The sequence below is a fragment of the Mycobacterium sp. 852002-51961_SCH5331710 genome, assembly GCF_001665535.1.
Taxonomy (GTDB): domain Bacteria; phylum Actinomycetota; class Actinomycetes; order Mycobacteriales; family Mycobacteriaceae; genus Mycobacterium.
The window spans coordinates 1-24,943 of record NZ_LZSQ01000106.1; the positions used below are offsets into that span (position 1 = coordinate 1).

The following is a 24,943-nucleotide window of genomic DNA, read 5'->3' on the forward strand; positions in this document are numbered from 1 at the left end:
GATCAACGACCAACGCCAACCCGTGCCGGTCGACGACGAGATGCTCAAGAAGATCGCCGATCTGTCCGGCGGCGAGTTCTCGTCTCGCCGACCACGGGCCGGGAGGCCACCAAGGCCGCGATCGACAAGCTCCAGTTCGCCGACCGCACGGCGACCGGCGAGGGCATCTTCACCGCGCTGCAGGCGATCGCCACCGTGGGTGCGGTGATCGGCGGCGGCGACGAACCCCCGCCGGCGCGCATCGTGTTGTTCTCCGACGGCAAGGAGACCGTGCCGTCGAACCCGGACAACCCGAAGGGCGCCTACACCGCGGCGCGCACCGCGAAGGACCAGGGCGTGCCGATCTCGACGATCTCGTTCGGCACGCCGTACGGCTACGTCGAGATCAACGACCAACGCCAACCCGTGCCGGTCGACGACGAGATGCTCAAGAAGATCGCCGATCTGTCCGGCGGCGAGGCGTTCACCGCGTCGAGCCTCCAGCAGCTGCGCGAGGTCTATGCCAACCTGCAGCAGCAGATCGGCTACGAGACGATCCGGGGCGACGCGAGCGTGGGCTGGCTGCGGCTGGGAACGTTCGCGCTCGTGATGGCGGCCCTGGCGGCCCTGTTCATCAACCGTCGTCTACCGAACTGATGCGCAAGGGATGACGATCTGACATGACGCTTCCACTGCTGGGTCCGCTCTCGCTCACCGGCTTTCAGCACATCTGGTGGTTCCTGCTGTTCTTGGTGCTGCTGCTGGCGCTTGCCGGGCTGTACGCCGCCGCGCAGGCCGCCCGGCGAAAACGGTTGCAGCGCTTCGCCAACACCGAACTGCTCGACAGCGTGGCGCCCAGACGGCCGAGCCCGCTGCGCCACATTCCCGCGGCGCTGCTGGCGGTCTCGCTGCTGCTGTGCACGATCGCGCTGGCCGGACCCACCCATGACCAGCGGCTGCCCCGCAACCGTGCGGTGGTGATGCTGGTGATGGACGTCTCGCAGTCGATGCGCGCCACCGACGTCGAACCGAGCCGCCTGGCCGCCGCGCAGGAGGCGTCGAAGAAATTCGTCGACGAGCTAACCCCGGGCATCAACCTCGGCGTGATCGCCTACGCCGGCACGGCCAACGTCCTGGTGTCGCCGACCACCAACCGCGACGCGAGCCGGCGCGCGATCGAGAATCTGCAGGTGGCCGATCGCACCGCCACCGGCGAGGCCATCTTCACCGCGCTCTCGTCGATCTCCACCGTCGGCGCCGTGATCGGCGGTGGCGACACGCCGCCGCCCGCGCACATCGTGCTGTTCTCCGACGGCAAGGAGACCGTGCCGAACAACCCGGACAACCCGAAGGGCGCGTTCACCGCCGCGCGGGCCGCCAAGGACCAGGGCGTGCCGATCTCGACGATCTCGTTCGGGACCCCGAACGGCTCGGTCGAGGTGAACAACGAGCGGGTGCCCGTTCCCGTCGACGACGAGGGCATGAAGAAGGTCGCCGCGCTATCCGGGGGCGAGTCCTACACCGCATCCAACCTCGACGAACTGAACAAGGTCTACGAGACCCTGCAGGACCAGATCGGTTATGAGACGGTCCGCGGCGAGGCGACCACCGGCTGGCTCCGGCTCGGCGCGCTGTTTGCGGCCGTGGCGGCCGTCGCCGCGCTGCTGATCAACCGCCGGCTGCCGCTGTGAGCGCCACGCTTCACTAAGGCGATTTCTTAAGAATGGCGGGCAGGCGATAGGTTGGCGGGCATGACTGCGCAGGCGAGCAAGGACACCGGAGCGACCGCCGAATCCGAATCGGCAGGCGGTCGTCCGCCTTTCGTCTCCCGCTCCGTGCTGGTGACCGGCGGCAACCGCGGTATCGGTCTGGCGATCGCACAGCGCCTCGCCGCCGACGGTCACAAGGTCGCCGTCACCCACCGCGGTTCCGGGGCCCCCGAAGGGCTGTTCGGGGTGGTGTGCGACGTCACCGACAACGCGGCCGTCGACCGCGCATTCAAGGAGGTCGAGGAGCATCAGGGCCCGGTCGAGGTGCTGGTCTCCAACGCGGGCATCTCCAAGGACGCGTTCCTCATGCGGATGACCGAGGACCGGTTCGAAGAGGTCATCAACGCCAACCTGACCGGGGCGTTCCGGGTGGCCCAGCGGGCCTCGCGCACCATGCAGCGCAAGCGGTTCGGCCGGATCATCTTCATCGGCTCGGTGTCGGGCATGTGGGGGATCGGCAACCAGGCCAACTACGCCGCGGCCAAGGCCGGGCTGATCGGCATGGCCCGCTCGATCTCGCGGGAGCTGTCGAAGGTCAACGTGACCGCCAACGTCGTCGCGCCCGGCTACATCGACACCGAGATGACCCGTGCGCTCGACGAGCGGATCCAGGCCGGGGCGCTCGATTTCATCCCCGCGAAGCGCGTGGGCACCGCCGAGGAGGTCGCGGGCGCGGTCAGCTTCCTGGCGTCCGAGGATGCGAGCTATATCGCCGGCGCGGTGATCCCCGTCGACGGCGGCATGGGTATGGGCCACTAGATCTTCACGATCTTCACGTAGAGAGAGGGACTTTCACATGACCGGTTTGCTCGAAGGCAAGCGCATCCTCGTCACGGGAATCATCACCGACTCGTCGATCGCGTTCCACATCGCCAAGGTCGCCCAGGAGGCCGGCGCGGAATTGGTGCTCACAGGCTTCGACCGGATGAAGCTGATCCAGCGCATCGCCGACCGGCTGCCGAACCCGGCGCCGCTGCTGGAACTCGACGTGCAGAACGAGAAGCACCTCGACTCGTTGGCCGAACGCATCACCGAGGTGATCGGCGAAGGCAACAAGATCGACGGCGTCGTGCACTCGATCGGCTTCATGCCGCAATCCGGGATGGGCATCAACCCGTTCTTCGACGCCCCCTATGAGGACGTCTCGAAAGGCATTCATATCTCGGCGTATTCGTACGCCTCGCTGGCCAAGGCCACGCTGCCGATCATGAATCGCGGCGGCAGCATCGTCGGTATGGACTTCGACCCGACCCGCGCGATGCCGGCCTACAACTGGATGACCGTGGCCAAGAGCGCGCTGGAGTCGGTGAACCGCTTCGTCGCTCGCGAGGCCGGGCCCTACGGTGTGCGCTCGAACCTCGTCGCGGCGGGCCCGATCCGCACGCTCGCGATGAGCGCAATCGTCGGCGGCGCCCTCGGCGCCGAGGCCGGCGAGCAGATGCGGTTGCTCGAGGAGGGCTGGGATCAACGCGCCCCGGTCGGCTGGGACATGAAGGACCCGACCCCCGTCGCCAAGACCGTGTGCGCCCTGCTGTCGGACTGGCTGCCCGCCACCACCGGCACCGTCATCTACGCCGACGGCGGCGCCAGCACCCAGCTGCTCTAGAAGATGGATTTTGACGCCGTCCTGCTGCTCTCGTTCGGCGGGCCGGAGCGCCCCGAGGACGTGATCCCGTTCCTGGAGAACGTCACTCGCGGGCGCGGCATCCCGCGGGAGCGATTGGCGGCGGTCGCCGAGCACTACCTGCATTTCGACGGTGTCTCACCGATCAACGGGATCAACCGCGCCGTGATCGAGCGGCTGCGCACCTACATCGACGTGCCGGTGTACTTCGGCAACCGCAACTGGGAGCCCTACGTCGAGGACGCGGTGACCGCCATGCGCGACGACGGGGTGCGGCGCGCGGCGGTGTTCACCACCTCGGCCTGGGGCGGCTATTCGAGCTGCACCCAGTACGTCGAGGACATCGCCAGAGGGCGGCGGGCCGCCGGCGCCTCGGCCCCGCAGCTGGTCAAGCTGCGCCAGTACTTCGACCACCCGCTGTTCGTGCAGATGTTCGCCGATGCGGTCACCGCCGCCGCGCGGACGGTGCCCGAGGGCGCACGCCTGGTGTTCACCGCGCACTCGATCCCGCTGTCCGCGCGATCACGCTGCGGCACTGAGCTTTACGAGCGGCAGGTGGCCTACGCCTCCAGCCTCGTCGCGGCCGCGGCCGGATACGCCGAATATGACCAGGTGTGGCAGTCACGGTCCGGACCCCCGCAGGTGCCGTGGTTGGAACCCGATGTGGGGGACCGTCTTTCGTCGCTCGCCGATACCGGAACCAAGGCTGTGGTCGTCTGCCCGATCGGTTTCGTCGCCGATCACATCGAGGTGGTCTGGGACCTCGATCACGAACTGCGCCTTCAGGCCGAGGAGGCCGGGGTGGCGTTCGCCAGGGCCGCGACGCCGAACGCCGAACTCGCGCGCGTCGCCGCCGAACTGCTCGCTGAGTTGCGTGACGGCCGCGATCCCGAACGGGTGGCGGGCGCGAATCCGCCGCCTCTGCAGGGGTTTTCGGTCGACGGCGTGGTGTGCACGCCGGCCTGCGGCTAGCCCTGCCAGGCCGAATGCAGGACCGCGTCGACCGCGGCCAGTCGCGCCGAGCGCACCACGGACGACAGCGGTCGCAGCGCGTCGTTGGCGATCTCGACCTCGGTGGAGCTGTGCAGACCGATAGGAATCAGCCCGGCGCTGACCGAGATGATCGCGTCGACGTGCGCGGCGTTCTCCAGCACGCGCACCGCCCGGTTGGGGGCGTGGTCGGGAAGGCGGTGCCTGCGGGTGGATTCGAGCACCTGCTCGACCAGCCCGCGCGGATCCTCCACATCGATCTCGGCCGCTCCAGCGCGCAACGTCCCGAGCGCGTCGGCCGCCGAGCGAACCGCCGACCGCAGCGCATACTCCGCCTCGCCGAGGTCGATGTGTTCGGCCGGCGTGGACGCCTCGGGTATCGAGTACACCGTCCACGACAGGCCACAGGGGTCGCGGTCGTACTCGTCGTCGTCCCCGGGATCGTCGTCGTACTCGAAATCCGGTACCAGCCCGATGGAGCCGACGCCGGAGACGACGATGGCCTCGCCCGCGGTCACCGCGTCGCGCTGGAACTGGGTCCCCGCTGGTAGTCCCCGGACGTCGCCGGGCACCGGCAGCGCCAGTCCGATCGGCGGCCGGGTCACACCGGGGCCGGCGGCCGTGCGCAGCGTCTGCAGCATCGACACCGCCCCCGCATCCACCAGATCGGGCCACGGCAGGCCGGTCGCACCGGCCGCCACGGAGTCATAAGCCGTCACGGAATGCTTTGGCGCCCAATGTGAAAGCGCGTCGAGCACGTCGTCGGGCGCGGCCACGCCTGCCAACCAGGCATTGGCCCACACCGACAGCGAAACACTGGGACACCACATGATGTTCGAAGTGTAGTTGTTACGCCCGCACACGGTCGGGCGCGACGATAGGGTGGCGTCATGCCCGCTGCGCTGATCTGGTTGATAGCCGCGCTGGCGCTCGCCGGTGCCGAGGCGCTGACCGGTGACCTGTTCCTGCTGATGCTCGGCGGCGGGGCCCTGGCGGCCGCCGGGTCGAGCCTGATCTTCGACGATCTGTGGGTCCACGGCGCGGTGTTCGCCGTCGTCTCGATCCTGTTGCTGGTGCTCGTGCGTCCCGCGCTGCGCAGGCATTTCCAGGCCGGAAGCGGCCTGCCCGACCCGGCGAAGGCGCTCGAGGGCAAGAGCGCGCTGGTGCTGGATCGGGTGGCGCAGCACGAGGGGCAGGTGAAGCTGGACGGCGAAGTCTGGACGGCGCGCCCGCTCAACGAGAACGACGTGTACGAACCCGGGGACAAGGTGACCGTCGTGCACATCGACGGCGCGACCGCCGTCGTCCAGAAGCTCGCCTAGAACACACTGGGTACGAGGGAAGGAATCGTCATGGATGGAGCCGTCGCCGGCTTGGTGCTCGTCGGCGTGCTGGTTGTCTTCGCCGCCATCATCGTCGCGAAGTCGATCGCCCTGATACCGCAGGCCGAGGCCGCCGTGATCGAGCGGCTCGGTCGTTACAGCAAGACCGTGTCGGGTCAGCTGACGCTGCTGTTGCCCTTCATCGACCGCATCCGCGCCCGCGTCGACCTGCGCGAGCGGGTGGTGTCCTTTCCACCGCAGCCGGTGATCACCGAGGACAACCTGACCGTGCAGATCGACACGGTCGTGTACTTCCAGGTCACCAACCCGCAGGCAGCGGTGTACCAGATCAGCAACTACATCGTCGGCGTCGAGCAGCTGACCACGACCACGCTGCGCAACCTCGTCGGCGGCATGACGCTGGAGCAGACGCTGACCTCGCGCGACCAGATCAACACCGCACTGCGCGGCGTGCTCGATGAGGCCACCAACCGGTGGGGCCTGCGGGTGGCGCGCGTCGAGCTGCGCAGCATCGATCCGCCGCCGTCCATCCAGGATTCGATGGAGAAGCAGATGCGCGCCGACCGCGAGAAGCGCGCGATGATCCTGACCGCGGAGGGCAACCGCGAATCGGCCATCAAGCAGGCCGAAGGTCAGAAGCAGGCGCAGATCCTGGCCGCCGAAGGCGCGAAGCAGGCCGCGATCCTGGCCGCCGAGGCCGACCGTCAGTCGCGCATGCTGCGCGCCCAGGGCGAACGCGCCGCGGCCTACCTGCAGGCGCAGGGCCAGGCGAAGGCCATCGAGAAGACGTTCGCGGCCATCAAGGCGGGCCGCCCCACTCCCGAGATGCTGGCCTATCAGTACCTGCAGACCCTGCCCCAGATGGCCAAGGGCGAGGCGAACAAGGTGTGGCTGGTGCCCAGCGACTTCGGTTCGGCGCTACAGGGTTTCACCAAGCTGCTGGGGGCACCGGGGGAGGACGGCGTCTTCCGCTACACCCCCTCGCCCGTCGACGACGTGCCGGTCAAGGATGACGACGACGAGGTCGCCGACTGGTTCAACACCGAAACCGATCCCGAGATCGCCCGCGCCGTGGCGAAGGCCGAGGCCGAGGCGCGCACCTCGGTGGACGGTCCCGCGGCCGTCACCCCGCCGCCGTCGTTCCCGGGGATCGGCCAGCAGACGAATGTCTCGCCGCCGGCGCCGAACGACCTCGGCGGCGGGGCGCATTCGCGCTGAGCCGATGAGTCGGGGCGCTATCCGGTCACCCGCACCGGCTGATCGACGTCGTTCGCGGCGGTCTGCTCGCGGTGATGACGCCGGTGCATGCGGATCTCGTAGACCAGCCCCGCGACGCCCAAACTGGCCGTGCAGAACGAGATCAGCACGAGCAGCGGGCTGACGTTGCCGGTGAGTGCATCGCCGAGGACCACCACCGCGGCGGTGCCCGGCACCAGCCCGGCCAGGGAGGCCAGCGTGTAGGGCAGCACGCGCACCGACGACACGCCGGCCGCGTAATTGAGCACGGCGAACGGCACGGCCGGGATCAGCCGCATCGACAGCACCGTCGGCCATCCGCGCGCACGCAACCGCGCGTCGACGGCCTGGATCCGCGGATGACGCGCCACCCGATTCAGTTGCAGGCCGACCGCCCGCACGAGCAGCAGCGCGATGACCGCGCTGACGGTCGCCGCGGTGACCGCGAGGGGGATGCCCAGCACGGGGCCGAAGAGCAGGCCCGCGGCGAGCGTGAACGCCGTGCGCGGGAACGGGAACACGGTGACCACGATGTGGGCGGCCAGAAACGCCAGCGGGAACCACGGCCCGACCGAGGTGGCCCAGTCGCGCAACTGCACCGCGGTCGGCACCGGGACCAGCAATGCGATTGCGACGAGAATCACAATCGCCGCCGCCGACCCCAACAGACGCGCCCGCGAGACGCTCGAGAGCGTCGCAATCACCGCACCGCGGACCGCGCGAAGGGTGCTGACGACGGAGTTCACGCTTACCAACACTACGGAACCGCGGCGGCTGACACCTGCTCGCGACGCCGTGAGTCGACCGCCCGGCGGACATCGGTGTGATGGCGATCATTTAGCCTGATGACCGTGCAGAAACCCACTGCGGTCGAGGCCAGTCGCGAGCGTTGGCGCTCAGCGGTCGCCGGGGTGCTGGCAAAGAGCACCCGGCGCGATCCCGCCGATCTGCCCGCCGAACCCGAGCGACTGCTGGATTCACCCACCTACGACGGCTTCGCGATCCGTCCGCTGTACACCAGCGTCGACGCGCTGCCCGAACCGCCGCTGCCCGGACAGTGGCCGTTCGTGCGCGGAAGCGACGCACTGCGCGACGTCAAAGCCGGTTGGCGGGTCGCCGAGGCGTTCCCTGCGAACGGGCCTGGCACCGTGGCCGAACACAACGGCGCGGTGTTGCTCGCCCTCACCGAAGGAGTCAGCGCCCTCGTCGTGCGCGTCGGCGCGTCGACCGGCGTCGCGGCCGCCGAACTGGATCGCCTGTTCGACGGCGTCTTCCTCGACCTCGTCCCGGTGATCTTCGAGATCGCGGGCCCGGACTACGTTTCGGCGGCCGATGCGGTGCTCGGATTGCTAGGCGATCTCGACGAGGATCAACGCTCCCGGCTGTCGGTCGACCTCGGCGCCGATCCGCTCACCGCGCCGCTGAGCGGACGCGAAGCCCCGGAGGCCGCGGTCGTCGTGACCGCCGCTGCGAAGCTCGGCGAATACCGCGGCGGGGTCCGGGCCATCGCCGTCGACGGCCCCGCGTTCCACAACCTCGGCGCCAACGCGTCGTGGGAACTCGCCGGCTTGGTGTCCGCGGGGGTGAGCTACCTGCGCCTGCTGGGCGATGGCGGCCTCGATATTTCGGATGCGTTGCGCCAGATCAGCTTCCGCATCGCCGCCGACGACGATCAGTTCATGACGATCGCGAAGCTGCGGGCGGCGCGGCTGCTGTGGGCCCGCGTCGCCGAGGTGGTCGGGGCGCCGGAGCACGGGGCCGCCACCCTGCACGCCGTGACGTCGCTGCCGATGATGGCCAAGCGCGACCCGTGGGTGAACATGCTGCGCACCACCGTGGCCGCGTTCTCGGCCGGTGTCGGGGGAGCGGACACCATCGAGGTGCATCCGTTCGACGTCGCGATCGAAGGCGGCTTCCCGGGGACCTCCGCGAGCTTCGCCCGCCGCATGGCCCGCAACACGCAGCTGCTGCTGCTGGAGGAATCGCACCTGGGCCGCGTGCTGGACCCGGCGGCGGGTTCCTGGCATGTCGAGGACCTCACCGAACAACTCGCCGAACAGGCGTGGAAGCACTTCCAGGACATCGAATCCCGCGGCGGCTTCGAACAGGCCCGCGACCACATCGCGGCCCAGATCGCTGAGGTCGCCGAGCGGCGCGCCGACGACATCGCTCACCGGCGCACCGCGCTGACGGGCGTGAACGAGTTCCCCAACATCGCCGAACCCGTGCTGCCGCAGGGTGATTCGCTGTCTGGAGTGGCGCGCTACGCAGCCGGCTTCGAGGCGCTGCGGGACCGCTCCGACGCCTTCTTCGAGAAGAACGGCGCCAGGCCGAAGGTGCTCCTGCTGCCGCTCGGCCCGCTGGCCGAACACAACGTGCGCACCACCTTCGCGACGAACCTGCTCGCGTCGGGCGGCATCGAAGCGGTGACCGAGGCGGACCCGGCCCCGCCGATCGCCGTGATCTGCGGCACCGACGCCCGCTACGCAGAGGAGGCGTCCGCCGCGGTGAAATCCGCGCGTGCGGCCGGTGTGTCGCGGGTGCTGCTCGCCGGGCCGGAAAAGGCTGTCGCGGAAGCGGAATCGAAACCGGACGGCTATCTGACCGCGAAGATCGACGCGGTCGCCACGTTGTCGGACCTGCTCACCGGATTGGGGGCCTGAGGTGACTGCCACGGCTGGGATCGGGAAAACCATCGGTAGCTTCGCCGACGTCCCGCTGCACGGCGACAAGCGTGCGGAGGCGCCGACCGAGGAAGCCGTCACCGCGCACGTCGAGGCGGCCGCCGCGGCACACGGATACGGCGCCGATCAGGTGGACTGGGTGACGCCGGAGGGCATCGACGTCAAACCCGTCTACATCGGCGCCGACCGCGATGTCGCCGTCGCCGCCGGCTATCCGCTCGACACCTTCCCGGGTGAGCCGCCGTTCGTGCGCGGGCCGTACCCGACGATGTACGTCAACCAGCCGTGGACGATTCGGCAGTACGCGGGCTTCTCCACCGCGGCGGAGTCCAACGCGTTCTACCGGCGCAACCTCGCCGCGGGTCAGAAGGGCCTGTCGGTTGCGTTCGACCTGGCCACCCACCGCGGTTACGACTCCGACCACCCGCGGGTGCAGGGCGATGTCGGAATGGCCGGTGTGGCAATCGATTCCATCCTCGACATGCGCCAGCTCTTCGACGGCATCGACCTGTCCACGGTGTCGGTGTCGATGACGATGAACGGCGCCGTGCTCCCGATCCTCGCACTGTACGTCGTCGCCGCCGAAGAGCAGGGCGTGCCGCCGGAGAAGCTCGCCGGGACCATTCAGAACGACATCCTCAAAGAGTTCATGGTCCGCAACACCTACATCTATCCGCCGCAGGCGTCGATGCGGATCATCTCCGACATCTTCGGCTATACCAGCGCCAAGATGCCGAAGTTCAACTCGATCTCGATCTCCGGCTACCACATCCAGGAGGCCGGTGCGACAGCCGATCTCGAGCTGGCCTACACGCTGGCCGACGGTGTCGAGTACATCAAGGCGGGTCTCGACGCCGGGCTCGACGTCGACAAGTTCGCACCGCGGCTGTCGTTCTTCTGGGGCATCGGCATGAACTTCTTCATGGAGGTCGCCAAACTGCGGGCCGGCCGGCTGCTGTGGAGCGAGCTGGTCGCCGAGTTCAACCCGAAGAACCCGAAATCGCTCTCGCTGCGCACACATTCGCAGACGTCGGGCTGGTCGTTGACCGCGCAGGATCCGTTCAACAACGTCGCCCGCACGTGCATCGAGGCGATGGCGGCCACCCAGGGACACACCCAGTCGCTGCACACCAACGCGCTCGACGAGGCCCTGGCGCTGCCCACCGACTTCTCGGCCCGCATCGCCCGCAACACCCAGTTGCTGCTGCAGCAGGAGTCGGGCACCACGCGCCCGATCGACCCGTGGGGCGGCTCGTACTACGTCGAGTGGCTCACCCATCAACTCGCGACCGCCGCGCGGATGCACATCGGAGAGGTCGTCGAGCACGGCGGGATGGCCCAGGCCATCTCCGACGGCATCCCGAAACTGCGTATCGAGGAGGCCGCCGCGCGCACGCAGGCGCGGATCGACTCCGGGCAGCAGACCGTGATCGGCGTCAACAAGTACCAGGTCGACGAGGACCACGAGGTCGAGGTCCTCAAGGTCGAGAACAGCCGGGTGCGCGCCGAGCAGATCGCCAAACTCGAACGGTTGCGTTCCGAACGCGACCAGGCCGAGGTGGACGCCGCGCTGGCCGAGCTGAGCCGGGCGGCGGGCACCCGCGAGGCCGCGGGCGGCGACGGGCTCGGCAACAACCTGCTCGCCCTGGCGATCAACGCCGCGCGCGCCAAGGCCACCGTTGGCGAGATCTCCGATGCGCTCGAGCGGGTTTACGGGCGCCACGTCGCCGAGATCCGTACGATCGCCGGCGTCTACCGCGATGAGTTGGGGGGGAACGGCGTCAGCAACATCACGAAAGCCACCGACCTAGTGCAGAAGTTCGCCGAGGCCGACGGTCGCCAGCCGCGCATCCTGATCGCGAAGATGGGTCAGGACGGACACGATCGCGGGCAGAAAGTGATCGCGACCGCGTTCGCCGACATCGGATTCGACGTCGACGTCGGCTCGCTGTTCTCCACGCCCGAAGAGGTCGCGCGGCAGGCGGCCGACAACGACGTGCATGTCGTCGGCGTCTCGTCGCTGGCCGCCGGGCACCTCACCCTGGTGCCCGCCCTGCGTGAGGCCCTCGCCGAGGTCGGCAGGCCCGACATCATGATCGTCGTCGGCGGGGTCATCCCGCCGGGCGACTTCGACGAGCTCTACGCCGCGGGCGCCACCGCGATCTTCCCGCCCGGCACCGTCATCGCCGACGCGGCGGTCGGCCTGCTGCACAAGCTGGCCGAGCGGCTGGGCTACCGCCTCGACTAGATGGCCGACCGGACCGCCGACCTCGCGGCCGCCGTGGTGGACGGCGACCGTGCCGCCCTGGCGAGGGCCATCACGCTGGTCGAGTCGACGCGCGCCGATCACCGCGAGCAGGCGCAGGAACTGCTGCTGAAGCTGACCCCGCACGCGGGCAGCTCGCTACACGTCGGGATCACCGGGGTCCCCGGCGTCGGCAAGTCGACGACGATCGAAGCGCTCGGCATGTACCTGATCGAGCAGGGTCACCGCGTCGCGGTGTTGGCCGTCGACCCGTCGTCCACGCGCACCCGGGGGTCGATCCTTGGCGACAAGACCCGGATGGCGCAGCTGGCCGTTCACCCCGACGCCTACATCCGCCCGTCGCCCACCTCGGGGACGTTGGGCGGGGTCGCCAAGGCCACGCGCGAGACGATCGTGTTGTTGGAGGCGGCAGGTTTCGACGTGGTGCTGGTCGAGACGGTCGGCGTGGGCCAGTCCGAGGTGACGGTCGCGAACATGGTCGACACATTCGTGTTCCTCACCCTCGCCCGCACCGGCGACCAGCTGCAGGGCATCAAGAAGGGTGTGCTCGAACTCGCCGACGTCGTCGTGGTGAACAAGGCCGACGGTGAGCACGCGATCGAGGCCAAGCGGGCAGCTCGTGAGCTCTCCGGCGCGATCCGCCTCATCTATCCACGCGAAACCCTCTGGCGCCCAACTGTTCTCACGATGAGCGCGCTCGAAGGAACGGGTCTCGAGGAGCTGTGGGCGACGGTGCTCAAACACCGCGACGTGCTCACCGACTCGGGGGAGTTCGAGATTCGCAGGCGCGCCCAGCAAGTCGAGTGGACCTGGTCGATGGTGCGCGATGCGGTACTCGACCGGGTGCTGTCGAATCCGAACGTGAAGCGGGTCCGCGCCGAGATCGAGCGTCAGGTGCGCGACGGTGAGCTCACGCCCGCGCTTGCTGCGCAGCAGTTGCTCGATGCCTCTGACGTGGGTGAACCTAACAAATAGGTAACGCCAGGTTTATTTGCCGGGGCTACGAGTAAATTAAATAAATTGTGACGGGTGTCAACTACCGGGAGCGCAGCGTCGCGCTTCCGCACGGTGTCCAGGGCGCGGCGGATTCCAACTTCGCGTGCAGCTTGCGGGCTTTCTCGCGATTGTTCCCCGGTCGCCGGTACGGCGGCGGCGCGCTGTCGATCTACCTTCACGGTGAGCCGGTCGTCGACGTGTGGACCGGCTACTCGGACCGCCGCGGCACCCAATTTTGGAACGCCGACACCGGCGCGATGGTCTTCTCGGTCACCAAGGGGCTGGCGTCGACCGTCATCCACCGCCTCGCCGACCGCGGCCTGATCGACTACGACACCCCGGTCGCCGAATACTGGCCCGAGTTCGGCGTGAAGGGCAAGGCCGCCATCACGGTGCGCGAGCTGATGCAGCACCGGGCCGGCCTGTCACACCTCAACGGGTGCACCAAGGCCGAACTGCTCGATCACCGCGCCATGGAGCAGCGGGTGGCGGACGCGTCCGTCAACAAGCTGCTGTTCGGCCATCAGGCCTATCACGCGCTGACCTACGGCTGGCTGATGTCCGGGCTGGGCCGCGCGGTCACCGGTAAGGGCATGCGCGATCTCATCCGCGAGGAGTTGGCGGAGCCGCTCGACACCGACGGCCTGCACCTGGGCCGGCCGCCGGTCGACGCGCCGACCCGCGCCGCGCAGATCCTCGCGCCGCAGGGCGCGATGGCCAACCCCGTCTTCAACTTCGTCGCCCCGCGCGTCGCGGCGCTCGGGGTCTCCGGCATCTTCGGCTCGATGTACTTCCCCGGCATGAAGTCGGTGGTCCAGGGTGACACCCCGTTCTTGGACGCCGAGATCCCGGCGGCCAACGGCGTCGCGACCGCCAGGAGCCTGGCCAAGCTGTACGGCGCGATCGCCAACGGCGGCCGCATCGAGGGCAAGCAGTTCCTCTCCGAGGAGCGGGTCGCGATGCTGACCGGGCGGCCGAGCTATTGGCCGGACCGTAACATCGTCATGCCGCTGAGCTTCAACCTCGGATACCACTCGCTGCCAGTGCCGCCGGGATTGATGCCCGGCTTCGGCCACGCCGGGCTCGCCGGGTCGGTCGGATGGGCCGACCCGAGCAGCGGGCTGGCGTTCGGCTTCGTTCACAACCGGCTGTTGACGCGGATGGTGCTGGACCAGGCGACGTTCGCCGGGCTCGGCGTCTTGATCCGGCGCGATGCGGCGCGGGCGCGCAGGCGCGGTTATCAGACGGTGCCCGATCTGGGCGCGCCTTTCTGCGGAGTGTCCAGGCCCGTCGCGGGGTAGCGGTCGATACAGGTAATCACTGGGACGCGCTGCTGAACCACCTGGTCTTCTGGCGCCAGGACTCGGCCGAGGTCAGCGCGAATCCCGCGCCGCACATGCAGGCGAAGACCCAGACCATCGTGGTGCCGCCGTCGTGCTGCTGCAGCGCCGGGATGTAGGCCGTCAGCAGGCGCACCACGCACGCGGCGATGCCCGCGGCCGACGAGATCAGGTAGACGTTGGCGATCTTGCGCGACCGCGGATCCCTGCGCAGCACCAGCAGGGCCCGGCAGCCGTAGCCGAGCAGATAGATCAGGATGCCGCACAGGATGAGCCAGTACATGTTCAGCCAGAAGTCCGTCGGCACCTGGAAGAAGTCCGGCTTGAAGATCCGTGCACCGTTGCCCAGGGAGAACGTGGCGAGCAGCAGCGGAATACACAGCGTCGCGGGTATCTCCACGTACTGCTTGAACGACCGCTGGAGCAGGTGGTCGTCCTGCAGCCGGCCCAGGGCGTTGTAGACGACGGCCGACGCGGCGACGATGTAGCAGTCGTGGCCGATGAAGTCCTCGAGGTTCCATTTCCCGGTCAGCGCGTGCAGCGCGACCCCGAGCGTTTCGGACGCCCACGGCGACATCAGCAGGACCGCCATGCCCTGCAGGGCGATGTTGAGGGTGGCCGCCACCTCCCACCGGGAGGACCAGGTGACGCGGCGAATCCACAAGCTCCACGCGATACAGCAAAGCGTTATCGCGATGAGTGTCGCCAAAGCCATGAGGATTGCCTTCGAGCCGCCGTGGTACTCAGCAAAGTGTACGGCTAAAGGGGCGGAGCGTCACTCCGCGGCCGCAGTTCGGAGAGTCTCGGAATCCGGGTGCGCGCCTTGGTCGTTTCCCGCACGGCGATCTGCCCGGATCCGCCTGTGCGTTCGAGGTATTCGACGTAGCTCAGGACTTCTTGCCTGGTCATCAAACCGAACCTGATCTGCAGGTCGGGATAGTTCAGACCGAACCGGTCGGCGACCCGCCGCAGCTCCTCGGCGTCTGGATAGTCGGGCTCTTTGATGCGGCGGTAATACGTGCTGCTGGACGTGCCCAGCGCGTCGTAGATGTCCTTGGCTTCGATGTCCCCGTCGAGCAGGTAGTCGAGCAGCGCCTTGAGTTGTCTGCCGTTCTCGTCTGTCCGGGGCACCTACCCACTGTAAACCAACGTCCCGGGTTTGGGCAGTGCGGTCCGCAAACTGGACGAGTTTGCCTAAATTGACACTGGCGTCACAGTTTTGGGAGGTGTCTCCCATTTTTGGGACACGTGGGCTATCTTTGGTCCCATGGTTGCTCCCTACGTGGCTTCGCCGACAGAGGTTCTGCGCCCGCTCGGCGAGTTTGCTATGGCAACGGTCCGCATCACGGACTACGACGCTGCGGACGCCGGTGCCTCCGCCAGCATGGCGAAAGTGTCCACACCCGCGAACGATGAGCTGACCGCAGAACTCGACGGCGCCACCGAATCGCTCGGCCTGGCCGCCGACGAGATCCTGGTGGCCGCCCTCAGCAGGACGATCGCCCGCACGCTCGGCGAAGGCCTCGTCCCGGTCGACATCGCCAGCGAGCGCGGCGCCCTGCTCGACGCTGTTCCGCTCGTGTGCGTGACGGCGCAGCGCGCCAGCGCCACCGAGGTGCTGGCCGCCGTGCATCACACGCTGGCCGCGGCCTCCGAACGCGACGAAGCCGCGTCGCCGGAGGTTTACTTCAACTACATCGGCGAACTGCCCGCCGAGACCGTGCCGGTGCAGGAGACCCCGCCGGGTCTCGGCCACGCGCTCGAGGTGCGGGTCTACCGCGCCGGCGGCGACGTGCGGATCGACTGGTGGTACGACACCAGCCGGTTCGCGGCCTACACGATCGAGGAGCTGGCCGAACAGTTCGCATTCTCGCTCGTCGAGATGACCTCGGACGCGCTGCCTCCGGCCTGACGTTCTGCAAGCGGTAAGATTGACCGCAACGGCTTGGATCCGGCCATCACCGGGGAGCCTTCGGAAGAACAGCCCGCCACCGTCTGATTTCGGTCGGTGCGGGCTCAGTAGAACCGAACGGGTGGGCCCGTCAGCGCCCTAACTGAGCGGCGCGCGTCTCCTTGGGTAGCCGTGCGCAAGCGGGGTGGTACCGCGGCGCTCGCGCACCAGCGTGGCCGTCGTCCCCGTGCCTTGAACGAACACCGCGGCCTCCGGCGAGGAGGCCGTCATGAGGCACAGGAGCTATGACCGCCTACCCGAAGCCGTCCGCCGGGGCGCCCAAGTTCCCCGCGCTGGAAGCCGAGGTCCTCGACTACTGGGACCGCGACGACACCTTCCGCGCCAGCATCGCCCGCCGCGCCGACGCCCCCGAGTACGTCTTTTACGACGGCCCGCCGTTCGCGAACGGCCTGCCGCACTACGGGCACCTGCTGACCGGATACGTCAAGGACATCGTTCCGCGGTATCGCACCATGCGGGGTTACAAGGTGGAGCGCCGGTTCGGCTGGGACACCCACGGGCTGCCCGCCGAACTCGAGGTGCAGCGTCAACTCGGCATCACCGACAAGGCGCAGATCGAGGAGATGGGCATCGAGAAGTTCAACGATGCGTGCCGCGCCTCGGTGCTCAAGTACACCAACGAGTGGCGTGCCTACGTGACCCGGCAGGCCCGCTGGGTGGACTTCGACAACGACTACAAGACCCTCGAGCCCGAGTTCATGGAATCGGTGATCTGGGCCTTCAAACAGTTGTGGGACAAGGGCCTTGCCTACGAGGGCAACCGCGTGCTGCCGTACTGCTGGAACGACGAGACCCCGTTGTCCAGCCACGAGCTACGAATGGACGACGACGTCTACCAGAGCCGGCAGGATCCGGCGATCACCGTCGGCTTTCGGGTCGACGGCGGTCAGCTCGACGGCGCTTATCTGTTGATCTGGACCACGACCCCGTGGACCCTGCCGTCCAACCAGGCGGTCGCGGTGCACCCCGACGTCACGTACGTCCAGGTGCAGGCGGCCGACGGCAGGCGTTATGTGCTGGCCGAGGCCCGGGTTTCGGCGTACGCGCGCGAGCTGGGTGAGGAGCCGGAGGTGCTGGCCACCTACACCGGTCGCGACCTTCTCGAGACCCGCTACCTGCCGCCGTTCCCGTACTTCGCCGACGCACCCCGATCGTTCCGGGTGCTGCCCGCCGACTTCGTCAGCACCGAGGACGGCACCGGCATCGTGCACATGTCGCCGGCCTACGGCGAAGACGACATGCTCACCGCGCAGGCCGCGGGCATCGAGGCGGTGACGCCGGTCGATCCGCGCGGCCGCTTCGACGCCACCGTGCCCGACTACGCCGGCCAGCACGTCTTCGACGCCAACCCGCAGATCATCCGCGACTTGAAGAACCAGTCCGGACCGGCGGCGGCCCACGGCGCGGTGCTCGTGCGGCACGAGACCTACGAGCACTCCTATCCACACTGCTGGCGGTGCCGCAACCCGCTGATCTATCGCGCCGTGTCGTCGTGGTTCATCAAGGTCACTGAGTTCCGCGACCGCATGGTGGAGCTCAACCAGCAGATCACCTGGTATCCCGAGCACGTGAAGGACGGCCAGTTCGGCAAGTGGCTGGCCGGCGCCCGCGACTGGTCGATCTCGCGAAATCGCTACTGGGGCACGCCCATTCCGGTGTGGAAGTCCGACGATCCGGCCTATCCGCGCATCGACGTCTACGGCAGCCTCGACGAGCTCGAGCGCGACTTCGGCGTGCGCCCGACCGATCTGCACCGGCCCTATATCGACGAGCTCACCCGGCCCAATCCCGACGATCCGACGGGCAAGTCGACGATGCGGCGCATCGAGGACGTGTTCGACGTCTGGTTTGACTCTGGCTCGATGCCCTACGCGCAGGTGCACTACCCGTTCGAGAACGCCGAGTGGTTCACGGGCGGGGCGGACGCCGACGAGGCACACTTCCCCGGCGACTTCATCGTCGAGTACATCGGCCAGACCCGCGGCTGGTTCTACACCCTGCACATCCTGGCCACCGCGCTGTTCGACAAGCCCGCGTTCAAAACCTGTGTGGCACACGGGATCGTGCTCGGCAACGACGGCCAGAAGATGAGCAAGTCGCTGCGCAACTATCCGGATGTGACCGAGGTCTTCGACCGCGACGGCTCCGACGCCATGCGCTGGTTCCTGATGGCCTCGCCGATCCTGCGCGGCGGCAACCTGATCGTCACCGAACAGGGCATCCGCGAAGGCGTCCGTCACGTGCTGCTGCCGCTGTGGAACGCCTACACCTTCCTCGCGCTGTACGCGCCGAAGAAGGGCACCTGGCGCACCGACTCCGAGCATGTGCTGGACCGCTACATCTTGGCCAAGCTCGCCGTGCTGCGCGACGAACTCACCGCCTCGCTCGACGTCTGCGACATTTCGGGCGCCTGTGACCAGCTGCGGCAGTTCACCGAGGCATTGACGAACTGGTATGTGCGACGGTCCCGTTCGCGGTTCTGGGAGGAGGAACCCGACGCGATCGACACCCTGCACACCGTGCTCGAGGTGACCGCCCGGCTGGCCGCCCCGCTGTTGCCGCTCGTGACCGAGCGGATCTGGCGCGACCTGACCGGTGAACGTTCGGTGCACCTGACCGACTGGCCGGAGGCGGGGCTGCTGCCGGCCGATGCCGAGCTGGTCGAGACGATGGACCTGGTGCGCGAGGTGGCGTCGACAGGCTCGTCGCTGCGCAAGGCCAAGAAGCTGCGGGTGCGGCTGCCGCTGCCGAAACTGACGGTGGCCGTGGACAACCCGCAACGACTGGAGCCGTTCACCGACCTCATCGCCGACGAGCTCAACGTCAAGGCCGTCGAGCTCACCGACGACATCGACACCTACGGACGGTTCGAGCTGACGGTCAACGCCCGCGTCGCGGGTCCCCGGCTGGGCAAGGACGTGCAGGCGGCCATCAAGGCCGTGAAGGCGGGGCAGGCCGTCGTCAACGCCGACGGAACGCTTACGGCGGGACCGGCAGTGTTGCAGCCCGAGGAGTACAGCTCGCGGCTGGTCGCGGCCGATCCCGAATACACCGCCGCGCTGTCCGACGGAGCCGGTCTGGTGGTGCTCGACGGCACGGTGACCGAGGAGTTGGAGGCCGAGGGCTGGGCCAAGGACCGCATCCGCGAACTGCAGGACCTGCGCAAGTCGACGGGTCTCGACGTGTCCGATCGGATCAGCGTGGTGATCTCGGTGCCGCAGGAACGGCAGGCGTGGGCCCGGACCCACCGCGATCTGATCGCACGCGAAATCCTGGCGACCAGTTTCGATTTCGGCGATCCGGCCGACGGCAACGAGATCGGCGACGGTGTGAAGGTCGCGATCGCCAAGGCCTAGCCGACAGTCACGGCCTAGCGAACAGTCACGGCCTGAACACCGCGCGCACGGTCTGGGTGAAGTCGGCGAACACATCGGCGACGAAGCGGTGCCGCCGGTATCCGATCGCGTCCAACAAGGGCCCGTGATCGGAGGAGACGACGAGCGTCGCCCCGATCGCGGTGAGCCACCACAGCCCGCGCGCGAGCACGCGCAGTGCGACGCCCGCCCCGGCGAAACCCGCCCGCAGGCGGTGTTCCTGGAACCGCACGTGCTCGTGTTCGTCGGCGACGATGCGCGCGGCAACCGCCCGGGTGACGGGATCGGGGCAGGCCCTGGCCAGCCCGCCGTAGTAGGACAGCGCGACGACCTCGGCCACGGTCAGCACCATCAGTTCGGTGCGCAACCCCATCAGCCTGCGCAGCCGCACGAACACGGCGTCCGACCAGTGCCGTTGCATGGGCTCGCCGTCGAGATAGCCGAGGAGGCGCAGCAGCAATGCGGCGTGTTGCTGTTCCTCGGCGACGAAAAGCCGTGCGGCGCGGGTGTAGTCGTGATCGCCGGCATCCTCGGCTTTGCGCAGGAGCTGACCCCCGTCGCCGCTCTCACCGAGTTGGAATCGGCGCACCGATTCGATCAGCGGGACGCGCACGGCGTCGGGCAGCTCGCACCGCGCGCCGAAGTCGATGGCGGCGTCCGCGCGGGCGTGAACCGTGCCGTTTCGTTCGAAATGGTTGATCCACGGCGCGAATTCACCCATCGGCGACCCGGGCGCCCCGGCCGGCGAACACCACCACATCGGCGGAATGCAGCTGCCTGCCACGCCGGTGTTCGACCTCGCCGTTGACGGTGACCAGCCCGTCGGCGATCACCGTTTTGGCGTCGGCCCCCGAGTCGATCAGCCCGGCCAGCTTGAGGAACTGGCCCAGCCGGATCGAGGCATCCCGGATCGGGACATCGAGGGGTTCGGTGCCCGGCTCCGTCATGCAGGTCAGGCTAGCGCCTTAGCATCGGCAGCTGTGGACGCTCGCTGGGTTCTGCACCTCGACATGGACGCCTTCTTCGCGTCGGTCGAGCAGCTGACCCGTCCCACGTTGCGGGGGCGCCCGGTGCTGGTCGGCGGGCTGGGCGGCCGCGGTGTGGTGGCGGGGGCGAGCTACGAGTCGCGGGTGTACGGCGCGAAGTCGGCGATGCCGATGCATCAGGCCCGCCGGTTGGTGGGCGCCGCCGCGGTGGTCCTGCCGCCGCGCGGCGTCGTGTACGGCGTGGCCAGCAGGCGGGTGTTCGAGACCGTGCGGTCGATGGTGCCCGTGCTCGAGCAGCTTTCCTACGACGAGGCTTTCGGCGAGCCGGCCGAGCTCGCGGGCGCATCGGCAGGTGAGGTCGAGGAATTCTGCCGGACGCTGCGGGCGCGGGTGCTGGAGGTGACGGGGCTCGTCGCGTCGATCGGTGCGGGCTCGGGCAAGCAGACCGCCAAGATCGCCTCCAATCTGGCGAAACCCGACGGGATGCGAGTGGTCAGCCGCGATGAGGAACGCGCGCTGCTCGACGGCCTGCCGGTGCGCCGGCTGTGGGGGATCGGACCCGTCGCCGGGGAGAAGCTGCACCGGCTCGGCATCGAGACAATCGGCGCCTTCGCCGCGTTGAGCGAGGCTGAGGCGGCCGACATCCTCGGCGGCACCGTGGGCCCGGCGCTGCACCGGCTCGCCCGCGGCATCGACGACCGGCCGGTGGCCGAGAACGCGCCCGCAAAACAGATCAGCGCCGAGTCCACGTTCCCCGAGGATCTGACCACCCTCGAGCAGCTGCGCGAGGCGATGGGCCCCATCGGCGAACACGCCCACCGCCGTCTGGAGAAGGACGGCCGCGGCGCGCGTACCGTCACCGTGAAGCTGAAGAAGTCCGACATGAGCACGCTCACGCGCTCGGCGACGCTGCCGTATGCCACCACCGACGCCGCCACGTTGATCGCGACCGCACGCCGACTCCTGCTCGACCCCGTCGAGGTCGGCCCGATTCGCCTTCTCGGCGTTGGATTCTCAGGACTATCGGATGTCCGGCAGGAGTCGTTGTTCCCGGACCTGGAGCTCGCGTCGGATGACGACGTGACGCATGCGGGGCTGCCGCCGACCGTCTCGGATCTCGCCGCCACTGCGCCCGCGTGGCGCATCGGCGACGACGTCACCCATCCGGACTTCGGACACGGCTGGATCCAGGGGGCAGGCCACGGCGTGATGACGGTGCGGTTCGAGACACGCACCAGCGGGCCGGGGCAGGCGCGCACCTTCCCGGTCGACACGCCTGGTATCGAGCGGGCCAATCCGGTCGATTCGCTCGACTGGCCGGACTACGTCGCCGAGCTGGCGCGCTACCAGAGCTCTCCGTAAACGGCCGAGATCGTGAACCCGTGATCGCCGTACGTCTTACAGGTCACGGTGCCCTGGTGTCCGACACCGCAACTGGCGCCCCAATTTTCGAGCCGATAGCCGGCGGGTAGCACGTCGACGCCCTCGCGGGTGAACGTCGGCGTGGGGGAGTGTCGGTACTCGGCCGGGCCGCCGCTGGTCAAAAAGGTCTGGTTGGTTCCGGGCGGGGCGTCCATCGGAACCCAGTCACATCCGATCGGTCCGCCGTTGGGCCCGATGCCGCAGAACACGCCGTCCGGTGTTCGGAAGAACACGTGGTAGTTGGGCGGCGGTCCGGGCCGGTAGAAGCCTTGCGCGACGGGGTAGCCGTCGATCTCGTCGGCTCCCGGCGGCGGCTCGGCAGCCGCCACCGCCTCGGCGGACAGGGCCAGGGCCAGGACCGCGGTCATCGTGGCGCCTCGGCGAATCATGTTCTCGAAGTGCACGCGTCCACGTTGCCACGCGCGTCAACCCCAGCGGGCGGGACGCTTGACGCAATCGGGGCCGGCAGCGCTGGTGATCGTGCCGCCGGTGGTGACGACGACGAGGCGACCCATGGTGCGGAATTCTTCCGCATCGGTGTTTTGGGATGATGGTGCAGTGACTGACGACCCGGACGTGGCCGACGAGACGACCGAAAAGGTGGCGCCGCCCAGGCGACGGCTGCCGCTGCTGCTCGGCATCGCCGCCGCGGTGCTGGTCACCGACGTCGTCACCAAGGTTCTCGCGGTCAAGCTGCTCACCCCGGGCCAGCCGGTGTCGATCATCGGCGACACGGTGACCTGGACCCTGGTGCGCAACTCGGGTGCCGCGTTCTCGATGGCCACCGGCTACACCTGGGTGCTCACGCTGATCGCCACCGGCGTCGTCATCGGCATCGTGTGGATGGGTCGTCGGCTGGTGTCGCCGTGGTGGGCCGTGGGGTTGGGCATGATCCTCGGGGGCGCGCTCGGCAACCTCATCGACCGCTTCTTCCGTTCGCCCGGACCGCTTCAGGGCCACGTCGTCGACTTCCTGTCGATCGGGTGGTGGCCGGTGTTCAACGTCGCCGACCCGTGCGTGGTCGGCGGGGCGATCCTGCTGGTGGCGTTGTCGTTGTTCGGGTTCGACTACGACACCGTCGGGCGGCGGAAGGCCGCCGAGGACGAATAGATGGCCGATCGGTCCCTTCCCATCCCCGAGGGCCTGGCGGGAATGCGTGTCGACGCGGGTCTCGCACGTCTGCTCGGCTTGTCGCGCACGGCCGCCGCGTCGTTGGCCGAGGAGGGCGGTGTCGAGATCGACGGCATCCGGGCCGGCAAGTCGGACAAGCTGGTCGCGGGCGCCTGGTTGGACGTGCGGTTGCCCGAAGCGCCTGCGCCGGTTGAGAACACACCCGTCGACATAGACGGTATGGCGATCCTGTACTCCGACGAAGACATCGTCGCGGTGGACAAGCCGCCGGGGGTCGCCGCCCACGCCACGGTCGGCTGGTCGGGTCCGACGGTGCTCGGCGGCCTGGCCGCGGCGGGCTTCCGGATCAGCACCTCGGGCATCCACGAACGCCAGGGCATCGTGCACCGCCTCGACGTGGGCACCTCGGGCGTGATGGTCGTCGCGCTGTCGGAGCGCGCGTACACGGTCCTCAAGCGGGCCTTCAAACAACGCACCGTCGAGAAGCGCTACCACGCGCTGGTGCAGGGCCATCCCGATCCGTCGAGCGGAACGATCGACGCACCCATCGGGCGTCACCGCGGACACGACTGGAAGTTCGCGGTCACCGAGAACGGCAGGCACAGCGTGACCCACTACGACACCCTCGAGGCGCACCGCGCGGCGAGCCTGCTCGACATCGAGCTGGAAACCGGTCGTACACACCAGATTCGGGTGCATTTCGCCGCGCTGCACCACCCGTGCGTCGGCGACCTCACCTACGGAGCCGATCCGACGCTGGCCAAGCGGCTCGAGCTGGAACGGCAGTGGTTGCACGCGCGCTCGCTGGCGTTCGCCCATCCCGCCGACGGGCGTCGCATCGAGATCACCAGCCCCTACCCGGCTGACCTGCAACACGCCCTCGACGCACTGCGCAATCACGAACTGTGAGCGACACACGCAGACCCGGCCTGCTGTTCGGCGTCGGAGCCTATGCGTGTTGGGGGACGTTCCCCGCCTTCTTCCCGCTGCTGAAGCCGGCATCGGCCGTCGAGGTGCTGGCACACCGCATCGTGTGGAACTTCCTGCTGATGGTCGTCGTGGTCGCCGCCGTGCGCAGGCTCGGCGACCTCAAGAAGATGACCGCGCGCACCTGGCTGTTACTCGCCGCCGCGTCGGCGCTGATCTCCATCAATTGGGGAATCTATGTCTATGCCGTCAACAACGGGCATGTGGTCGATGCGGCCCTCGGCTACTTCATCAACCCGCTGGTGGTCGTCGCGCTGGGGTTGATCGTGTACCGGGAGAGACTCAACCGGGCGCAGTTCGCCGCGTTGGCCGTCGCGCTCATCGGCGTGGTGGTGCTGACCGTAGAAGTGGGCGCGCCGCCGTACATCGGCCTCGGCCTGGCGCTGTCCTTCGGTCTCTACGGCGCGGTGAAGAAGGCGGTCTCGACCGATCCGCGGGTCAGCGTCGGGGTGGAGGCGGGCATCGCCACGCCGTTCGCGCTCGCCTACATCGCTGTCCTGCAGAGCACCGGTTACGGCACCTTCACCGGTTACGGCGGCGACCACGTCGCGCTGATGGTGCTGTCCGGGCTGGTGACGGCCGTGCCGCTCCTGCTGTTCGCCGCGGCCGCACAGCGATTGCCGCTGGTGACGATGGGCTTGCTTTTCTACATGACCCCGGTGATGCAGATGAGCTGGGGCGTGCTCATCGGCAAAGAGCCGATGCCCCCGGCCCGCTGGCTGGGTTTCGCACTGATCTGGGTGGCGCTGCTCGTCTTCAGCGCCGACGCCATTCGCCGGTCCCGTGCCGAGCGAGAACTTTGCGAGCCTTCTGGTTGACCTTGGTCTAGCAATGTCATAGCGTT

At 68.5% G+C, this 24,943-nt stretch carries 24 protein-coding genes; 17 read left to right on the plus strand and 7 right to left on the minus strand.

The genetic code is table 11. The features are described 5' to 3' along the window. From A5752_RS17935 to A5752_RS17955, 5 genes are all read left to right on the plus strand, one after another. Positions 1-636, plus strand: a 636-nt coding sequence (locus tag A5752_RS17935; protein WP_231983452.1) for a vWA domain-containing protein, incomplete at its 5' end; no start/stop codon positions are given. 23 nt (positions 637-659) lie between these two features. Beyond that, positions 660-1,670, plus strand: coding sequence for a VWA domain-containing protein (locus A5752_RS17940; protein ID WP_067088226.1), 1,011 nt, complete (start codon positions 660-662; stop codon positions 1,668-1,670). 60 nt (positions 1,671-1,730) lie between these two features. Next, entirely contained in the window at positions 1,731-2,507 is a 777-nt protein-coding gene (fabG1, locus tag A5752_RS17945; protein ID WP_067088228.1) for a 3-oxoacyl-ACP reductase FabG1, read from the plus strand. A 37-nt stretch (positions 2,508-2,544) separates the two neighbouring features. Then, positions 2,545-3,354 (plus strand): NADH-dependent enoyl-ACP reductase InhA, encoded by an 810-nt coding sequence (gene inhA / locus A5752_RS17950; protein WP_067088230.1) that lies wholly within the window; start codon positions 2,545-2,547, stop codon positions 3,352-3,354. Between the two features lie 3 nt (positions 3,355-3,357). Beyond that, complete coding sequence (locus tag A5752_RS17955; RefSeq protein ID WP_067088232.1) at positions 3,358-4,344, plus strand: ferrochelatase; 987 nt, start codon at positions 3,358-3,360, stop codon at positions 4,342-4,344. Here A5752_RS17955 and A5752_RS17960 read toward each other — a convergent pair. Continuing rightward, positions 4,341-5,192: an Rv1486c family protein gene (locus A5752_RS17960; RefSeq protein ID WP_067088234.1), complete on the minus strand. Its 852-nt coding sequence runs from the start codon at positions 5,190-5,192 to the stop codon at positions 4,341-4,343. The genes A5752_RS17955 and A5752_RS17960 overlap by 4 nt on opposite strands. A gap of 60 nt (positions 5,193-5,252) precedes the next feature. Here A5752_RS17960 and A5752_RS17965 point away from each other — a divergent pair, with 60 nt between their 5' ends. Both A5752_RS17965 and A5752_RS17970 read left to right on the plus strand, forming a co-directional pair. Beyond that, positions 5,253-5,684 (plus strand): NfeD family protein, encoded by a 432-nt coding sequence (locus A5752_RS17965; protein WP_067088236.1) that lies wholly within the window; start codon positions 5,253-5,255, stop codon positions 5,682-5,684. A 30-nt stretch (positions 5,685-5,714) separates the two neighbouring features. Further along, positions 5,715-6,923 (plus strand): SPFH domain-containing protein, encoded by a 1,209-nt coding sequence (locus A5752_RS17970; protein ID WP_067088237.1) that lies wholly within the window; start codon positions 5,715-5,717, stop codon positions 6,921-6,923. Positions 6,924-6,940: 17 nt separating this feature from the next. Here A5752_RS17970 and A5752_RS17975 read toward each other — a convergent pair whose 3' ends face one another. Further along, positions 6,941-7,687, minus strand: a complete 747-nt coding sequence (locus A5752_RS17975) for a TVP38/TMEM64 family protein (protein ID WP_067088240.1) — start codon at positions 7,685-7,687, stop codon at positions 6,941-6,943. A gap of 99 nt (positions 7,688-7,786) precedes the next feature. On the opposite strand from A5752_RS17975, the gene mutA reads away from it, so the two are divergent. Genes mutA through lipL form a run of 4 tightly spaced genes read left to right on the plus strand, consistent with a single transcriptional unit; the run spans position 7,787 to position 14,188 of the window. Then, positions 7,787-9,604 (plus strand): methylmalonyl-CoA mutase small subunit, encoded by a 1,818-nt coding sequence (mutA, locus tag A5752_RS17980; protein WP_067088242.1) that lies wholly within the window; start codon positions 7,787-7,789, stop codon positions 9,602-9,604. 19 nt (positions 9,605-9,623) lie between these two features. Beyond that, positions 9,624-11,873, plus strand: coding sequence for a methylmalonyl-CoA mutase (scpA, locus tag A5752_RS17985; RefSeq protein ID WP_156613983.1), 2,250 nt, complete (start codon positions 9,624-9,626; stop codon positions 11,871-11,873). After that, positions 11,874-12,866, plus strand: a complete 993-nt coding sequence (meaB, locus tag A5752_RS17990) for a methylmalonyl Co-A mutase-associated GTPase MeaB (protein ID WP_067088245.1) — start codon at positions 11,874-11,876, stop codon at positions 12,864-12,866. Positions 12,867-12,913: 47 nt separating this feature from the next. Continuing rightward, positions 12,914-14,188, plus strand: a complete 1,275-nt coding sequence (lipL, locus tag A5752_RS17995; RefSeq protein ID WP_067088247.1) for an esterase/beta-lactamase LipL — start codon at positions 12,914-12,916, stop codon at positions 14,186-14,188. Positions 14,189-14,204: 16 nt separating this feature from the next. Here the strand turns inward: lipL and A5752_RS18000 are convergent, their stop codons facing one another. Continuing rightward, a complete protein-coding gene (locus A5752_RS18000; RefSeq protein WP_067088249.1) occupies positions 14,205-14,942 on the minus strand; it encodes a hypothetical protein in 738 nt (245 codons plus the stop codon). Between the two features lie 44 nt (positions 14,943-14,986). Next, positions 14,987-15,358: a DNA-binding protein gene (locus tag A5752_RS18005; RefSeq protein ID WP_067088251.1), complete on the minus strand. Its 372-nt coding sequence runs from the start codon at positions 15,356-15,358 to the stop codon at positions 14,987-14,989. Positions 15,359-15,494: 136 nt separating this feature from the next. Between A5752_RS18005 and A5752_RS18010 the strand changes: the two genes are divergently transcribed. Together A5752_RS18010 and ileS are read left to right on the plus strand one after the other, a co-directional pair. After that, the gene (locus tag A5752_RS18010; protein WP_067088253.1) at positions 15,495-16,139 is read left to right on the plus strand and encodes a hypothetical protein; all 645 of its coding nucleotides are present in this window, start codon (positions 15,495-15,497) and stop codon (positions 16,137-16,139) included. Between the two features lie 284 nt (positions 16,140-16,423). Beyond that, the gene (gene ileS, locus A5752_RS18015; protein ID WP_067088255.1) at positions 16,424-19,555 is read left to right on the plus strand and encodes an isoleucine--tRNA ligase; all 3,132 of its coding nucleotides are present in this window, start codon (positions 16,424-16,426) and stop codon (positions 19,553-19,555) included. 25 nt (positions 19,556-19,580) lie between these two features. Here ileS and A5752_RS18020 read toward each other — a convergent pair whose 3' ends face one another. Next, positions 19,581-20,294, minus strand: a complete 714-nt coding sequence (locus tag A5752_RS18020) for a ferritin family protein (RefSeq protein ID WP_067088257.1) — start codon at positions 20,292-20,294, stop codon at positions 19,581-19,583. Then, a complete protein-coding gene (locus tag A5752_RS18025) occupies positions 20,287-20,520 on the minus strand; it encodes an RNA-binding S4 domain-containing protein (RefSeq protein ID WP_067088259.1) in 234 nt (77 codons plus the stop codon). The genes A5752_RS18020 and A5752_RS18025 overlap by 8 nt, the downstream gene beginning before the upstream one ends. A 33-nt stretch (positions 20,521-20,553) precedes the next feature. Between A5752_RS18025 and A5752_RS18030 the strand changes: the two genes are divergently transcribed. Next, positions 20,554-21,921, plus strand: a complete 1,368-nt coding sequence (locus tag A5752_RS18030; RefSeq protein ID WP_082963953.1) for a DNA polymerase IV — start codon at positions 20,554-20,556, stop codon at positions 21,919-21,921. Here the strand turns inward: A5752_RS18030 and A5752_RS18035 are convergent. Next, on the minus strand, positions 21,903-22,370 hold the full coding sequence (locus A5752_RS18035) for a hypothetical protein (RefSeq protein ID WP_067088415.1): 468 nt from the start codon (positions 22,368-22,370) through the stop codon (positions 21,903-21,905). The two genes, A5752_RS18030 and A5752_RS18035, sit on opposite strands and share 19 nt — an antisense overlap. 169 nt (positions 22,371-22,539) lie before the next feature. Here A5752_RS18035 and lspA point away from each other — a divergent pair, with 169 nt between their 5' ends. The 3 genes from lspA to rarD are packed head-to-tail and all read left to right on the plus strand — an operon-like array spanning position 22,540 to position 24,917. Then, positions 22,540-23,091 carry a signal peptidase II gene (gene lspA / locus A5752_RS18040; RefSeq protein ID WP_156613972.1) on the plus strand — a complete coding sequence of 184 codons (552 nt, stop codon included), beginning with the start codon at positions 22,540-22,542 and terminating at the stop codon, positions 23,089-23,091. Beyond that, positions 23,092-24,021, plus strand: a complete 930-nt coding sequence (locus A5752_RS18045; RefSeq protein ID WP_067088261.1) for an RluA family pseudouridine synthase — start codon at positions 23,092-23,094, stop codon at positions 24,019-24,021. Next, complete coding sequence (gene rarD, locus A5752_RS18050) at positions 24,018-24,917, plus strand: EamA family transporter RarD (protein ID WP_067088263.1); 900 nt, start codon at positions 24,018-24,020, stop codon at positions 24,915-24,917. Before A5752_RS18045 ends, rarD begins: the two co-directional genes overlap by 4 nt. The last annotated feature ends 26 nt before the right edge of the window (positions 24,918-24,943 follow it).

Bases quoted from the DNA above. Each gene is read 5' to 3' on its own strand.
- A5752_RS17940 (WP_067088226.1), top strand. From the start codon at position 660: ATGACGCTTCCACTGCTGGGTCCGCTCTCGCTCACCGGCTTTCAGCAC.
- fabG1 (WP_067088228.1), top strand. From the start codon at position 1,731: ATGACTGCGCAGGCGAGCAAGGACACCGGAGCGACCGCCGAATCCGAA.
- inhA (WP_067088230.1), top strand. From the start codon at position 2,545: ATGACCGGTTTGCTCGAAGGCAAGCGCATCCTCGTCACGGGAATCATC.
- A5752_RS17955 (WP_067088232.1), top strand. From the start codon at position 3,358: ATGGATTTTGACGCCGTCCTGCTGCTCTCGTTCGGCGGGCCGGAGCGC.
- A5752_RS17960 (WP_067088234.1), bottom strand. From the start codon at position 5,192: ATGTGGTGTCCCAGTGTTTCGCTGTCGGTGTGGGCCAATGCCTGGTTG.
- A5752_RS17965 (WP_067088236.1), top strand. From the start codon at position 5,253: ATGCCCGCTGCGCTGATCTGGTTGATAGCCGCGCTGGCGCTCGCCGGT.
- A5752_RS17970 (WP_067088237.1), top strand. From the start codon at position 5,715: ATGGATGGAGCCGTCGCCGGCTTGGTGCTCGTCGGCGTGCTGGTTGTC.
- mutA (WP_067088242.1), top strand. From the start codon at position 7,787: ATGACCGTGCAGAAACCCACTGCGGTCGAGGCCAGTCGCGAGCGTTGG.
- meaB (WP_067088245.1), top strand. From the start codon at position 11,874: ATGGCCGACCGGACCGCCGACCTCGCGGCCGCCGTGGTGGACGGCGAC.
- A5752_RS18000 (WP_067088249.1), bottom strand. From the start codon at position 14,942: ATGGCTTTGGCGACACTCATCGCGATAACGCTTTGCTGTATCGCGTGG.
- A5752_RS18010 (WP_067088253.1), top strand. From the start codon at position 15,495: ATGGTTGCTCCCTACGTGGCTTCGCCGACAGAGGTTCTGCGCCCGCTC.
- ileS (WP_067088255.1), top strand. From the start codon at position 16,424: ATGACCGCCTACCCGAAGCCGTCCGCCGGGGCGCCCAAGTTCCCCGCG.
- A5752_RS18020 (WP_067088257.1), bottom strand. From the start codon at position 20,294: ATGGGTGAATTCGCGCCGTGGATCAACCATTTCGAACGAAACGGCACG.
- A5752_RS18025 (WP_067088259.1), bottom strand. From the start codon at position 20,520: ATGACGGAGCCGGGCACCGAACCCCTCGATGTCCCGATCCGGGATGCC.
- A5752_RS18035 (WP_067088415.1), bottom strand. From the start codon at position 22,370: ATGATTCGCCGAGGCGCCACGATGACCGCGGTCCTGGCCCTGGCCCTG.
- A5752_RS18045 (WP_067088261.1), top strand. From the start codon at position 23,092: ATGGCCGATCGGTCCCTTCCCATCCCCGAGGGCCTGGCGGGAATGCGT.